Annotated in this window: 11 protein-coding genes and 1 pseudogene; 8 read left to right on the top strand and 4 right to left on the bottom strand. The window is 71.5% G+C overall.

What is annotated here, in order from left to right:
* Window positions 1-97, top strand: a pseudogene (locus ABZ128_RS34570) (lytic transglycosylase domain-containing protein); the annotation flags it as partial.
* Between the two features lie 180 nt (window positions 98-277).
* Here ABZ128_RS34570 and ABZ128_RS34565 read toward each other — a convergent pair.
* Window positions 278-1,447: a steroid 3-ketoacyl-CoA thiolase gene (locus ABZ128_RS34565; protein WP_356853747.1), complete on the bottom strand. Its 1,170-nt coding sequence runs from the start codon at window positions 1,445-1,447 to the stop codon at window positions 278-280.
* Between the two features lie 244 nt (window positions 1,448-1,691).
* Between ABZ128_RS34565 and ABZ128_RS34560 the strand changes: the two genes are divergently transcribed.
* Both ABZ128_RS34560 and ABZ128_RS34555 read left to right on the top strand, forming a co-directional pair.
* Entirely contained in the window at window positions 1,692-2,936 is a 1,245-nt protein-coding gene (locus ABZ128_RS34560; RefSeq protein WP_356853745.1) for a cytochrome P450, read from the top strand.
* 205 nt (window positions 2,937-3,141) lie between these two features.
* Window positions 3,142-3,525, top strand: a complete 384-nt coding sequence (locus ABZ128_RS34555; protein ID WP_356853743.1) for a DUF6193 family natural product biosynthesis protein — start codon at window positions 3,142-3,144, stop codon at window positions 3,523-3,525.
* Window positions 3,526-3,670: 145 nt separating this feature from the next.
* On the opposite strand, the gene ABZ128_RS34550 is transcribed toward ABZ128_RS34555, so the two are convergent.
* Window positions 3,671-5,647 (bottom strand): bifunctional glycosyltransferase 87/phosphatase PAP2 family protein, encoded by a 1,977-nt coding sequence (locus ABZ128_RS34550; protein ID WP_356853748.1) that lies wholly within the window; start codon window positions 5,645-5,647, stop codon window positions 3,671-3,673.
* Between the two features lie 169 nt (window positions 5,648-5,816).
* Here ABZ128_RS34550 and ABZ128_RS34545 point away from each other — a divergent pair, with 169 nt between their 5' ends.
* The gene (locus ABZ128_RS34545) at window positions 5,817-6,149 is read left to right on the top strand and encodes an antibiotic biosynthesis monooxygenase (RefSeq protein WP_356853742.1); all 333 of its coding nucleotides are present in this window, start codon (window positions 5,817-5,819) and stop codon (window positions 6,147-6,149) included.
* 65 nt (window positions 6,150-6,214) lie between these two features.
* Here ABZ128_RS34545 and ABZ128_RS34540 read toward each other — a convergent pair whose 3' ends face one another.
* On the bottom strand, window positions 6,215-6,610 hold the full coding sequence (locus ABZ128_RS34540; RefSeq protein WP_356853740.1) for a nuclear transport factor 2 family protein: 396 nt from the start codon (window positions 6,608-6,610) through the stop codon (window positions 6,215-6,217).
* A 105-nt stretch (window positions 6,611-6,715) separates the two neighbouring features.
* Here ABZ128_RS34540 and ABZ128_RS34535 point away from each other — a divergent pair, with 105 nt between their 5' ends.
* On the top strand, window positions 6,716-7,276 hold the full coding sequence (locus ABZ128_RS34535; protein WP_356853738.1) for a GNAT family N-acetyltransferase: 561 nt from the start codon (window positions 6,716-6,718) through the stop codon (window positions 7,274-7,276).
* A 19-nt stretch (window positions 7,277-7,295) separates the two neighbouring features.
* On the opposite strand, the gene ABZ128_RS34530 is transcribed toward ABZ128_RS34535, so the two are convergent.
* Complete coding sequence (locus ABZ128_RS34530; RefSeq protein ID WP_356853737.1) at window positions 7,296-9,362, bottom strand: MFS transporter; 2,067 nt, start codon at window positions 9,360-9,362, stop codon at window positions 7,296-7,298.
* Between the two features lie 226 nt (window positions 9,363-9,588).
* Here ABZ128_RS34530 and ABZ128_RS34525 point away from each other — a divergent pair, with 226 nt between their 5' ends.
* The 3 genes from ABZ128_RS34525 (at window position 9,589) to ABZ128_RS34515 (ending at window position 12,791) form a co-directional block, all read left to right on the top strand.
* Entirely contained in the window at window positions 9,589-10,743 is a 1,155-nt protein-coding gene (locus ABZ128_RS34525; protein ID WP_356853736.1) for a peptidoglycan-binding protein, read from the top strand.
* A gap of 131 nt (window positions 10,744-10,874) precedes the next feature.
* Window positions 10,875-11,558, top strand: coding sequence for an HAD-IA family hydrolase (locus ABZ128_RS34520; protein WP_356853735.1), 684 nt, complete (start codon window positions 10,875-10,877; stop codon window positions 11,556-11,558).
* A 681-nt stretch (window positions 11,559-12,239) separates the two neighbouring features.
* Window positions 12,240-12,791, top strand: a complete 552-nt coding sequence (locus ABZ128_RS34515) for a CAP domain-containing protein (protein WP_356853733.1) — start codon at window positions 12,240-12,242, stop codon at window positions 12,789-12,791.
* The last annotated feature ends 543 nt before the right edge of the window (window positions 12,792-13,334 follow it).

The raw sequence follows: 13,334 nt of genomic DNA, 5'->3' as shown, positions 1-13,334 counted from the left end.
GGCCACCCAGATCAAGTGGGGCCTGGACTACATGAACTCCCGCTACGGCAGCCCGGTCGGCGCCTGGAACTTCTGGCAGGCCCACCACTGGTACTGAGCCGGTGACCGTCCCGCTGGGCAGCAGTGGCAGTAGCAGTAGCAGTACAGCGGTAGCAGCCGCACGGCGGTAAAGCAGTGCGAAGGCCCCGGTGGCCGGCCTCCCCAGGCCGGCCACCGGGGCCTTCTGTTTCCCATCCCACAGGGTCTTGGGCTCCCACGGGGCCTTGGCGCCCGCCGGCTACAGCCGCTGGATGATCGTCCCGGTCGCCAGGGCGCCGCCGGCGCACATGGTGATCAGCGCGAACTCCTTGTCGCGGCGCTCCAGCTCGTGCAGGGCGGTGGTGATCAGCCGGGCGCCGGTCGCGCCGACCGGGTGGCCCAGGGCGATGCCGCCGCCGTTGACGTTGACCTTGTCCAGGTCCTGTTCGAACACCTGGGCCCAGCTGAGGACCACGGAGGCGAAGGCCTCGTTGATCTCGACGAGGTCGATGTCCTTGAGGGACATGCCGGCCTTGCCGAGCACGGCCCGTGTCGCGTCGATCGGCCCGTCGAGGTGGTAGTGCGGGTCGGCGCCGACCAGCGTCTGGGCGACGATACGGGCGCGCGGCTTGAGCTTGAGCGCGCGGGCCATCTTGCGCGAGGCCCACATCACGGCGGCGGCCCCGTCCGATATCTGCGAGGAGTTCCCCGCGGTGTGCACGGCGGTCGGCATGACCGGCTTGAGCCGGGACAGCGCCTCCATGCTGGTGTCGCGCAGCCCCTCGTCGCGGTCGACCAGCCGCCACATGCCCTGCCCGGCGGCCTGTTCCTCCTCCGTCGTCGGGACCTGGACGGCGAAGGTCTCCCGCTTGAACCGCTCCTCGGCCCAGGCGGTGGCGGCCCGCTCCTGGGACAGCAGGCCGAGCCGGTCGACGTCCTCGCGGGTCAGGCCGCGGTGGCGGGCGATGCGCTCGGCGGCCTCGAACTGGTTGGGGAGGTCGACGTTCCACTCGTCGGGGAAGGGCTTGCCGGGTCCGTGTTTGGAGCCGGAGCCGAGCGGGACGCGGCTCATCGCCTCGACTCCGCAGGCGATGCCGATGTCCATGACCCCGCCGGAGATCATGTTGGCGACCATGTGGTTGGCCTGCTGGGAGCTGCCGCACTGGCAGTCCACGGTGGTGGCGGCGGTCTCGTACGGCAGTCCCATGGCGAGCCAGGCGTTGCGGGCGGGGTTCATGGACTGCTCGCCGGCGTGGGTGACGGTGCCGCCGACGATCTGCTCGACGCAGTCGGGCTGGATTCCGGTCCGGGCGAGGAGCTCGCGGTAGGTCTCGCCGAGCAGGTAGGCGGGATGGAGGTTGGCGAGCGCGCCTCCGCGCTTGCCGATGGGGGTGCGTACGGCTTCGACGATGACGGGTTCCGCGGCCATGAGCTCGTCCTCTCCCTGCACTGCGCCGGCGCGGCGGGCCGTCCCGGCGCCCCGCCTCGAACTAGTACGCGTTCTAGTTCTCCTCGCAGTCTTATGACCCGGGGGCCCGGCACGCAAGGGTCTTGCACGTGGCTTACACGGATTCCACACGCAACAGTTGACGCGAAGACCCTTGTCACTTCTAGAACTCGTTACTACCTTCGAGCCAATCTCCTGATGGGCCGTCAGACTTTGGAGTCGCCCGATGCCCTGTCCCGCGCTGCCCGAAGGCTTCGACGCCACCGATCCCGACCTCCTCCAGGACCGCGTCCCCTTCCCCGAGTTCGCACAGCTGCGGCAGACCGCGCCCGTGTGGTGGTGCCCGCAGCGGCGGGGCGTCACCGGCTTCGACGACGACGGCTACTGGGCGGTCACCCGGCACGCGGACGTCAAGTACGTCTCCACGCACCCCGAGTTGTTCTCCTCCACCACCAACACGGCCATCATCCGCTTCAACGAGCACATCCAGCGCGAGCAGATAGATGCCCAGCGCCTGATCATGCTGAACATGGACCCGCCGGAGCACACCCGCGTACGCCAGATCGTGCAGCGCGGCTTCACCCCCCGGGCGATCCGCGGCCTGGAGCAGGCCCTGCGGGACCGGGCCCGGCAGATCGTCCGGGAGGCGGCGGCCGCCGCGGGCGACGGCAGCTTCGACTTCGTCACGCAGGTGGCGTGCGAGCTCCCCCTCCAGGCCATCGCCGAACTCATCGGCGTACCGCAGGAGGACCGGCTCCGCATCTTCGACTGGTCGAACAAGATGATCGCGTACGACGACCCCGAGTACGCCATCACCGAGGAGGTCGGCTCCAACGCGGCGATGGAGCTCATCGGCTACGCGATGAACCTGTCGGCGGCGCGCAAGGAGTGCCCGGCCAAGGACATCGTCACGCAGCTGGTGGCCGCGGAGGGCCAGGGCAACCTGGGCTCCGACGAGTTCGGCTTCTTCGTGCTGCTGCTGGCGGTCGCGGGCAACGAGACCACCCGCAACGCCATCAGCCACGGCATGCACGCCTTCCTGACCCACCCCGACCAGTGGGAGCTCTACAAGGCGACCCGCCCCGCCACCACCGCCGAGGAGATCGTCCGCTGGGCGACCCCGGTGGTGTCCTTCCAGCGCACCGCCACCCAGGACACCGAGCTGGGCGGCCAGAAGATCAAGGCCGGCGACCGGGTGGGGCTGTTCTACTCCTCCGCCAACCACGACCCCGAGGTCTTCGAGAACCCGGACGTCTTCGACATCACCCGCGATCCCAACCCGCACCTGGGCTTCGGCGGCGGCGGACCGCACTTCTGCCTCGGCAAGTCCCTGGCCATCATGGAGATCGACCTGATCTTCAACGCCCTCGCCGACGCCCTGCCCGACCTGCGGCCGGCCGGCGCGGGTCCGCGCCGGCTGCGGGCGGCCTGGCTGAACGGCATCAAGGAGCTCCGGGTCAGCCACGGTTGAGCGGGCGAACGCGACCGCGACCGTGGCCGTACCGGTTCCAGGACGGCAGGGGCTGCTCCCTCTCCCACGCCCCCGGCCCCTGCCGTCCCCTGGAGTAGCGCCGTCGCCCGGCGGGCGAGCCGGAGGGTCCGCGTGTGCGGCTCGTGGCCGGATCGTTGGCGTCCGGAGCATTGTCCTGGGGCCAGTGGGGCGTCACACTGCGCGGATGAACCTTCACGCTGCCGAAACCGACACCGCGGACCGGGTGGATGCCCGCTGGCAGCGGCTGCCCACGACATGGCGGCTGATCCTGGAACGCGGCGGCCCCGAGACGCTCAACCGCGGGGTCATCGAGCTCATAGAGGCCGCTTCCGCACAACCGCAGCTGCGCCGGCTGTACCCGTTCACCCGCCAGTGGACCCTGTGGTTCAGCTCCCGCACCCGCCACCCCTTCGAGGTGGAGGCACCGGCCGCCGAGCCGACGCCCGACGGCCGCTTCCGGGTCCGCAGCCCCAGCCTGAACACCGTGATCGCCGAGGCCGACACCGCGGAGGCCGCCATCGCGCTCGTCGTGGACCGGCTCTCCGCCGGCGGCTCGGCCGCCCGCTAGAGCCGGCCCTTTCGCACCCCGACCACCCCGAGTGGCGGCAGCGCGGCCGGCGGCGGATCCTGACAGGACGCGGCGATCCACCGAAGGGGTGCCGGGGCGGGCACACGGCCCGCCCCGGCACCCCTTCGCGTACGCAGATGCCCGGTCAGGCCCGGCTGCGGCTGGCGGCGCCCACCCGCTCGGGCTCGCGCGGCTTGGGCACGGCGGTCCCGGCGGCCGCCCGGACGGCGCCGCGCGGCCCCGACAGCACGTAGACCAGCCCGAACCCGGCGCCGACCACGACCGCGCCGCCGACCGCGTCGAGCACCCAGTGGTTGGCGGTGGCGACGATCGCGCACACCGTGATCAGCGGGTGCAGCGCCCCCAGCAGCTTCTGCCACGCCTTCGGCGCCAGCACCACGATCACGATCCCGCACCACAGCGACCACCCGAAGTGCAGCGAGGGCATCGCCGCGTACTGGTTCGAGATCGCGGTCATCGCCCCGTACTGCGGGTGGGCCAGGTCCTGCGGCCCGTGCACGGTGTCGATGAAACCGAGGCCGGGCATCAGGCGCGGCGGCGCCAGCGGGTACAGCCAGAAACCTATGAGCGCGAGCAGCGTGGCCAGGCCCAGCGAGGCGCGCGCCCAGCGGTAGTCGCCCGGGCGGCGCCAGTACAGCACGGCCAGGATCGTCAGCGGCACCACGAAGTGGAACGACGTGTAGTAGAAGTTGAAGAACTTCTCCAGCCAGGGCGTGTGCACCACGGCCTGGTTGACGGCGTGCTCGATGTCGATGCCCAGCGCCCGCTCGATGCGGTGGATCTCGCTGCCGTTGCCTTCGGCGAGGCTGCGGCTGGTGGGTGCGGCGGCCCGGATGTGCGAGTACATCGAGTACCCGACCCGTATCAGCAGCAGTTCCAGCAGCAGGTTGGGGCGCGACAGCACGCGCCGCCAGAACGGCATCAGCGGCACGCGCGACCAGCGGGCGGCGGCGGGCCGCCCGTACGCCGTCGGGACCGGCTCGCGCCAGTACGGCGAGGACCTCGGCAGGAACGGCACGGCGCAGGCCGCCGCCAGGGCGGCGAGCAGCAGGACGTTGTCGCGTACGGGGGCCAGCGCGGCCAGGTTGGGCAGCAGCACGTCGCTGGGCAGCGTCATGGCGAGCACCACGGCCACCGGCCACACGGGCCGGTCCGCCGCACGCCTGCCGACCTTGCCCGCCACCGCCAGCAGCACCCACAGCAGCTGGTGGCGCCAGCCGGTCGGTGCCACCGCGACGGCCACGCAGCCGGTGATCGCGACGGCGAGCAGCAGCTGCCCGTCCCGGGCGTAGCGGACCGCGCGGCGCAGCCCCAGCCAGGCGATCCCGGCCGCGAGCACCACGTACAGCAGCATTTCGACGGGCCCGGACAGGCCGAAGCGCAGCAGCGCGCCGTGCACGGACTGGTTGGCGAGGCCGTCGGGGGCGCCGCCGAGGCCGGTCCCGGCCAGGTGGTGCACCCAGTACGTCCAGGAGTCGCGGGGCAGCGCCGCCCAGGACAGGGCGGTGGCCGAGGCGAAGGTGACGGCGGCGGCGCGGGCGGTGGGGCGGCGGCCGGTCAGCCACAGCAGCGGCACGAACAGCAGCAGGGCCGGCTGGAGCGCGGCGGCCAGCCCGAGGAGGAAGCCGGACGCACGCTCACCGGGCACCCTGAAGACCGCCAGCAGCACCAGCAGCACGGGCAGCACGGCGGTCTGGCCGGGCGAGGCCGCCTCGCGCACGGGCAGCGAGACCATCATCAGGCCCACCAGCACGGGCGCGGCCAGCAGCGCGGTGCGCCGCGGCACGGGGTCGGGCAGGCCCCGGGCGGCGACGAGCCCGACGGCGGCGACGAACAGCAGCGTCACGCAGGTCCAGGCAACCTCCAGCGAGGGTGCCGCGAGACCGAGGAACGGCTTGAGCACCAGGCCCGCGAACGGGGTCCCGGTGAACTGGCCGGCCTCGTAGAGCGACCCGGGCAGGGCGCCGGGAAGGTGGAACCCGCTGAGCCACTCGCCCGGCGGCACGCGCAGTACGGCGGCGGCCTGTCTGACGGCGAGGACGCCGGCCAGCGCCCACAGCAGCAGGCGCGCCGCCCCCAGCCTCCCGCTGTCACCGCCTATGACCCCGGCGTGTCCGTTCGCACCACCGTGCTCTGCCGCGTTAGCCACGCCTCGCCGGCCTCCCGCCCTGTTGAACGCAACCCCGACTTAGCCTGGCTGCCGCGCTTCATGCACCACTTCATTACCTTGGGAGGACGATATCCCCCGCGGGATCCCTAGGATGGCGGTCATGAGCATCGTGAAGATCAACGCGCTGACCGTCCCCGCCGAGCAGCGGGAAGTGCTGGAGCAGCGCTTCGCCTCGCGGGCGGGCGCGGTGGAGAACTCGGACGGGTTCGAGTGGTTCGAGCTGCTGCGGCCGGTGGAGGGCACGGATCAGTACCTCGTCTACACGCGGTGGCGGTCGGAGGAGGACTTCCAGGCGTGGATGGAGGGCCCGATGAAGGCGGCGCACCAGGGTGGCGGCGCGGGCGCGGGTGAGCGCCCGAAGCCGGCGGCCTCGGGGTCGTCGGTGTGGTCGTTCGAGGTCGTGCAGCAGGCGGCCCCGAAGCCGAAGGCCTGAACCCGGGCGGGCGGGGGCGTCGGGGCGGCCGGCCGGGGCAGCGGAGGAGCGGTCGGAGGAGCCGATCAGCTCCAGAAGGCGTCCTCCTCGTCGATGTCCTGGGTGCACTGGTCGATGTCGCTGATCTTCCCGCCGACGATCGTGAAGAAGAGGCCTTCCTGGATCTCTATCCCGCGGTCGCCGCGGTCGCCCCGTGCCGTGTGGAAGGACATGACGTGGCCCCGCCCGTCCGCCAGGACCGTGTGCAGGGCTGCCTGGAAGGTTCCGTTCGTCTCCTCGCCCAGGCGCCGGTAGAAGTCGAACACGGCTTCGCGGCCCTTGTGGTGCCCGGACAACGGGTTGTTGCCGGGCACGTGGTGGATGACGTCGGCCGTCATCATCGTGGCCAGCTTCTCCATGTCGCCCTTGGCGAAAGCCTCGTAGCCCCTGCGGACCAGGGCAGCGTCGGGGTGCTCTGACATGGCGTTCACGCCCTCCATTAGTCCTATTTACCCTTTTCCCCATCATCGGCCTGCGCCTGTGGATATTCCACGCGACGAGCCGCATGCGCCTCCCACAATGGCGCCATGAACATCAACACGAGCACGAGCACGGACACGAGCACGGACACGAGCACGGACACGGACACGGACACGAGCACCGAATCCCCCACCTGGACCGTCGCGGCCGAGCACTTCACCACCGCCGACGCCACGGCCCTGCGCCGCGCGTACTACGCGGAGGTGGCCGGCCGGTACTGGAAGCGGTCCGTCACCGAGGCCGAGATCGACCAGGGCCTGCTGGACTTCCCGGACGACGGGCTGGTCCCGCCGACGGGCCGGTTCGTGGTCGGCCGCCTGGACGGCCGGCCCCTTGCCTGCGGCGGCATCCGGCTCCTCGACCCCGCCACCGCAGAGCTCACCAGGGTGTACGTGGACCCGGCCGCCCGCGGCACCGGCGGCGGGGCGGCGCTGCTCGCCGCACTGGAGGAGGAGGCTCGGGGGCTGGGCGCCGAGCGGATCCGGCTGGACACCCGGACGGACCTCGTGGAGGCCCGGGCGTTGTATGCGCGCCACGGCTATGCGGAGATACCCGCGTACAACGCCGGCCCGTACGCGGAGCACTGGTTCGAGAAGCGCCTGGTCTGAGGCGCTGAGGCGCCCGCGGTCAGTGCACGGCGTGGTCGCGGCGCGGGCCGGTGTCGTAGGGCTCCTCGGCGTCGGATCCGCAGAGTTCCGCGTTGAGCTCCCGCACCAGCTTGACCAGGTCGGTCGGCCGGCCCGGGCCCCACCAGTCGCCGAGCAGTTCGGCGAGGGACTCCTGCCGGGCCTCGGCGAGCTTCTCCGCGTACCCCCGCCCGCGGTCCGTCAGGACCAGCGGCAGCCCGTCGCGTACGGCGAGGCCGCGTTCCTCCAGCTGACGGGCGGCCTCGGTGATCGCCTTCAGCGGCACGGCGGTCCGTTCCGCGAGCATCGCCGGCTCGGTGGAGCCGTACTTCTTGATCCGCAGCAGCATCCAGCTGGCCGCGGGCAGCAGGTCGAAGCCGGCCTTCTCGGTGATCTTCTCGTAGACGTGGCGGCGGCCTTCACGCGTCCCGAGCACCGACAGCGCCCGGGCCACCTCCTCGTGGGAGGAGCGGTGGACGGGATTGGAGGCGAGCGTCTCGGTGACGTCAGGGGCGGTGACCGAGCCGCGCAGCTTGTCCTCCTTGAGGAACCAGGCGGTCACGAAGGCGAGGAGGACGACGGGTACGGCATAGAGGAAGACGTCGGTGATGGACGCGGAGTACGCGTCGAGCACGCGGGGACGCAGCACGGGCGGGAGCCCTCCGACGGCCCGGGGATCGGCCTCCACCCGGGCGGCCGTGCCGGGCGGGACGGGAAGGCCGGCGAAGGCGGCGGTGAGTTTGCCGTCGAGCCGGTTGGTGAAGATCGTGCCGAAGATGGCGACGCCGAAGGAGGCGCCGATGGAACGGAAGAAGGTGGCGCCCGAGGTCGCGACGCCGAGGTCGGCGTAGCTGACGGCGTTCTGCACCACCAGCACCAGCACCTGCATGACCAGGCCCAGTCCGGTGCCGAAGACGAAGAAGTAGAGGCTCATCTCCCAGGTGCCGCTGGTGCGATGGAGCTGGTGGAGCAGGAGCAGGCCGATCGCGGTCACCGCCGTGCCCGCGATCGGGAAGACCTTCCACCGCCCGGTGCGGCTGACGATCTGGCCCGAGGCGGTGGAGGAGATCAGCATCCCCAGCACCATCGGCAGCATGTGGACTCCCGACATGGTCGGCGAGACGCCCTGGACCACCTGCAGGAAGGTCGGCAGGTAGACCATCGCGCCGAACATCGCGAAGCCCACGACGAAGCTGATCAGGGAGCAGAGGGTGAAGGTGCGGAGCCGGAACAGCTTCAGCGGCAGGACGGGCTCGACGGCCCGCCGCTCGACGAGGAGGAAGGCGACGAGCAGGACGGCACCCAGCACGGCCAGACCGACGATCCCGGCCGAGCCCCAGCCCCAGGTGCCGCCGAGGGAGGCGACGAGCACCAGACACGTCGCGACGGAGGCGATGACCAAGGTTCCGAGGTAGTCGATGGTGTGCTTCGAAGGCCGCGCCGGGATGTGCAGGACCGCGGCGATGACGAGGAGGGCGACCAGACCGATGGGGAGGTTGATGTAGAAGACCCAGCGCCAGGACAGGTGGTCGACGAACAGGCCGCCCAGCAGCGGGCCGAGGACACTGGTGGCGCCGAACACGGCACCGAAGAGCCCCTGGTACTTGCCGCGCTCGCGGGGCGGGACGATGTCGCCGACGATCGCCATCGACAACACGATCAGTCCTCCGCCGCCGAGGCCCTGCAGCGCCCGGTACGCGATCAGCTGCGGCATGTCCTGGGCGAGCCCGCACAGCGCGGAACCGATCAGGAAGATCACGATGGCCGCCTGGAACAGCTTCTTGCGTCCGTACTGGTCGCCGAGCTTGCCCCACAGCGGGGTGGCGGCGGTCGAGGCCAGCATGTAGGCCGTGACCACCCAGGACAAGTGCGCCATCCCGCCCAGGTCACTGACGATCGTCGGCAGCGCCGTGGAGACGATCGTCTGGTCCAGGGCGGCGATGAGCAGACCGAGCAGGAGTGCGCCGATGGAGACGAGCACCTCGCGGGAGGCGTGTTCGGCGGCGGGGCCGGATGCCGGCGGGTCGGGAAGGGGGTCCACAGCGTCCGTGGTCATTTCCTGAGCCATCCGCTCCTCCTCAGGCCGGATCAACATTTCCATCCTGAGTGGTGTGTCCGGTTATGGCCTGTCGGGTGGGTTGGGCGGGCCTCGCCGGGTCTGCATAATCGCAGGCAATGCCCAGGAGGGATGGATTCCAGTGAGCGCTGAGCGCTGTCCAGAATGCGACGCCGTAGGCGTCGGCTGCGGGTGCGCGCCGGGTGCGGGCTTCGAGCCGTTGCGTATCCGCCCGTACGTGACCCTGCCCCACCCGGGCCTCCCCGACGGCCCGCCGCCACAGCCGTCGCAGCCGGTGCGCGGCGTGGTGGCCGAGCCGCCGACCCCGTACGCCCCTCCCGGCCCGGCCATCCCGCCGGAGGCGGAGACCCCGGCATACGGCACACCGGCGTACGGGATACCGGCGCAGGGCACACCGGGGTACGGCGCGACCGGGTACGGCACGGCTGAGCAGGGCGCCCCAGGGCAGGGCTCGGCGCCGTACGGCATGCCGGAGCACGACACGGCGGGGCAGCGCACGACTGGGTACGGGACGGCGGGGCAGGGCAGGTCGGCATACGGCGTGCCGGGGCAAGGCACGCCCGTGGAGGGCGCGGCGGAGCAGAGCACTCCGGCGTACGGCATACCGGTGTACGGCACGGCGGTGCACGACACCCCGGTGACCTGGCCGGACGCCCCGCCGCAGGCATCCTGGCCGGCCGGGATGGCCACGACGGCCGGACCGACCGAGCCCATCGAGCTGGGCACCCTGCGTCCGCACACCGGGGCCGAGGGCAATGGCAGGAACGGGGGCGGGGGGTGGGGCGGGGGCGGGGGCCCCGAGAAGCGGCCCCGGCCGAACCGCCGCCGCCAGCTCCCCACCATCCTGGCCGGCGCCGGAACGGTGGTCGCCGTCGGCACGGCGGCCCTGGCCCTGGGGGTGCTCCCGGGCTCCGGTGACAGCGACACCGTCCTGCTGGACGACAAGCCGACGGCCCCGGTGGTGAGCCTGGCCCCGATCGGCCCGACGCAGCCCACGACGGCCGGCCCGTCCCGTTCCACCTCGCCGTCCCGCTCGGCGACCGCCTCGAAGTCGGCTTCCTCCTCCCCTTCCCCCAGCGCCTCCCGCTCCGCGGCCGCGGCCGCGCCGGCCCCGTCGGCGAGCAAGAGCGCTGCGCCCAGCACCTCGGCACCTGCGGCCGGGCCGACCCTCCGGTACGGGGACTCGGGCCCGGAGGTGCAGAAGATGCAGCGGCTCCTGGCCGCGCGTGGCCTGTACCGCGGCAAGATCAACGGCAAGTTCGACGACCGTACGGAGAGGGCCGTATCGGAGTTCCAGTGGAACAACAACATCGACGACGAGTGGGGCGTGTACGGCCCGCCCACGCGGCGCGCACTGGAGGGCACGGGCTGATCCGGAGGAGAGGTGGCGCGGACCGCCCCACGTTTTGTATCGTGTGGGAACAAAGTGGTTCCGTCCACACTCCCTGACCGGTGGACGGAACCGCTCTGTTCTCTTCTCCCGCCCCGTCTGGAGCCCCGCCGATGTCGGCCAGCACCACCACCGCCCCCGTTGTCCTCACCGCCAAGGCGCTGCTCCTGGACATGGACGGCACGATCGTCAATTCCGACGCGGTGGTCGAGCGCTGCTGGCGCGACTGGGCGGTGTCACACGGGCTGGACCCGCAGGAAGCCCTCAAGGTGGTCCACGGCCGGCAGGGCTACGCCACCATGGCCCTCCTCCTGCCGCAGCGCCCGATGGAGATCAACTACGCCGAGAACACGGTGATGCTCGCCCGCGAGACCGCCGACACCGAGGGCGTGGTCCCGGTGGCGGGCGCCCCGGAGTTCATGGCGTCCGTGACGGCCCTCCCGCACGCACTGGTCACCTCCGCCGACGAAGCCCTGGCCACGGCCCGGATGGCGGCCGCCTCGCTGCCGCTGCCGGACGTACGGGTCACTGCCGAGTCCGTGCAGGCCAGCAAGCCCGACCCCGAGGGCTTCCTCAAGGGCGCCGCCGAGCTGGGCGTGGACCCGGCCGACTGCATCGTCTTCGAGGACTCCGCCGCCGGCATCGCCGCGGGCCGGGCGGCGGGCATGCGCGTGATCGGCATCGGCCCCCGCGCCGCCGCCCACGCCCCGACGGCCCACGTCCCCGACCTCACCTCCGTCGAGGTCACCCCTGCCGAGGACGGCTCGATCCGCCTCACCTTGGCGGCGCGGGGGTAAGGGGCAGCGGAAGTCCCGGCAGGCGGGCTCGGAAGGCGGGACGGAAGGCGGGACGGAAGGCGGGACGGAAGCGGGGGGGGCGGGATGCCCCGGGGGCGGGGTCGGAGGGGGTCCGGGGGCGTCCCGTCAGTCCACTGTCCTTCCGTGTCGCGCCGGCCCGTCAAGGGCGCTCCTCCTCGTTCCTCGTCGTCGCGTCGCTTCGCGATGGCCTTCGGCCACCCTTGACTGCCCGGCCCGCCCCGGAAAGACAAAGACTGCCGGGAAGCCCCCGAAGGATGGCCGGGGGGTGACAACCAAAAGCGGGGAGATCAGCGATGGGCGGGCCGTCTCCCGCCGCCAGTTCCCCATCCGGGGCCGAGCGTCCCCCACTTCCGAGCCCCGGTCGGGTCAAGCCGCAGCCGAGACCAACAAGATGGGCGTCCGGGACCGACCGGGACCACCAGCGCCCCAAATCGCTACGCGCTCCTCCCGGCATAGCGTCCGACCGCCGCCCATGGCCGCTCGTTTATGCGGCAGATCACTACACAGCCGGCGAACAGGCGCTGAGGGCGGCCCGGATGCGACCCAATGAACCAGGTGGCAGCCTGGGAGGGACTGTCCATCTTCGCGGGAGGTGTTCCCTCCGTGAGAAGCAGAGTTTCCCTCAGAAGAATGGCATTGAGTCTCGCTGCAGCCGGAGTTATGGCCGCAACACTCGCGCCGGGAACGTCACCGGCCGTTGCGTTGAGTTGTGACACCGCGGCCGCCAATCGGGCTCCGAGCAGCGGCAATGACGTCCAGGCGAACGACGTGGTGGTCTGTCTCATCAATGCCGAGCGGGCCAGGCGCGGGCTGCCCCTCCTCACCGTGAATCAGAACCTGACGAAGGCGGCACAGCAGCACGCCACCGCAGCCATACAGCTGAAGTGGTGGGGTCCCGGCAAGGATTCCCACACCAACCCGCAGACACATTCCACACCGCAGAGCCGCATCATGGGTGCCGGGTACTGCCCCAATCCACGGTCATGGGCCGTAAGAGAGATCACCTATACCGGTTGGGGCGGCTTGGGGACCCCCAAGGCGGCCGTCAATTGGTGGGTGAACGTCAGTACTTGGGGCCATCGCGAGATCGTTCTCGATCCGAACCTGCGCGACATCGGCCGGGCAGCCCTGCCCGGTGCCGCGGACCGCAGTGGAGCCGGGGCGAGCGGCGCCGGAACCTACGTCGTGACCTTCGGTCGCTGCCAACAGTGACGGCCGCCCCCCGTCAGGCCGGCTGCTTGACGCAGGTGCCAACCACGTAACCGGTTACGCCGTTGAGCTGGGCGAGGCCCGGTCCCGTTGACACTCATACGGTCACGTATCACCACGGTCTCAAGGGCGAGCGCCGTAAAGCTCGCCGCGGAGGCGTTCGTCTGCGCGATGGCAGCCTAGATCCATCGGCGCCCCAGACGACCGCCGGACGCCAAGCCGGGACCGCTGTGTACCGATCTGTCGCGCCTATGAGCGACCCCGGACGGCGGTCGGACGCCATGCCGACAGGAGCGCGTAGCGATTTGAGGCGATGGTGGCCGGATCCGCCGCCGATGGTCATCTCCTTGGTCTCAGCTGCGGCTTGACCCGACCGGGGCTCGGAACGGGGGGCCTATCGGCCCCGGACGGGGAACGGGCGGCGGGAAACGGCCCGCCCATCGCTGACGGGCCCGCTTCTGGTCTGTCACCCCCCGGCCATCCTTCGGGGGCTTCCCGGCAGTCTTTGTCTTTCCGGGGCGGGCCGGGCGGTCAAGGGTGGCCGAA

The organism is Streptomyces sp. NPDC006326 (assembly GCF_040612915.1).
Taxonomy (GTDB): domain Bacteria; phylum Actinomycetota; class Actinomycetes; order Streptomycetales; family Streptomycetaceae; genus Streptomyces.
Note: the sequence above shows the minus strand (reverse complement) of the source record. Positions and strands in the feature narration are given on the sequence as shown.

Coding starts and splice junctions, on each gene's coding strand:
- ABZ128_RS34535 (WP_356853738.1), top strand. CDS start 6,716: ATGAACATCAACACGAGCACGAGCACGGACACGAGCACGGACACGAGC.
- ABZ128_RS34555 (WP_356853743.1), top strand. CDS start 3,142: ATGAACCTTCACGCTGCCGAAACCGACACCGCGGACCGGGTGGATGCC.
- ABZ128_RS34520 (WP_356853735.1), top strand. CDS start 10,875: ATGTCGGCCAGCACCACCACCGCCCCCGTTGTCCTCACCGCCAAGGCG.
- ABZ128_RS34565 (WP_356853747.1), bottom strand. CDS start 1,447: ATGGCCGCGGAACCCGTCATCGTCGAAGCCGTACGCACCCCCATCGGC.
- ABZ128_RS34560 (WP_356853745.1), top strand. CDS start 1,692: ATGCCCTGTCCCGCGCTGCCCGAAGGCTTCGACGCCACCGATCCCGAC.
- ABZ128_RS34545 (WP_356853742.1), top strand. CDS start 5,817: ATGAGCATCGTGAAGATCAACGCGCTGACCGTCCCCGCCGAGCAGCGG.
- ABZ128_RS34530 (WP_356853737.1), bottom strand. CDS start 9,362: ATGGCTCAGGAAATGACCACGGACGCTGTGGACCCCCTTCCCGACCCG.
- ABZ128_RS34540 (WP_356853740.1), bottom strand. CDS start 6,610: ATGTCAGAGCACCCCGACGCTGCCCTGGTCCGCAGGGGCTACGAGGCT.
- ABZ128_RS34515 (WP_356853733.1), top strand. CDS start 12,240: ATGGCCGCAACACTCGCGCCGGGAACGTCACCGGCCGTTGCGTTGAGT.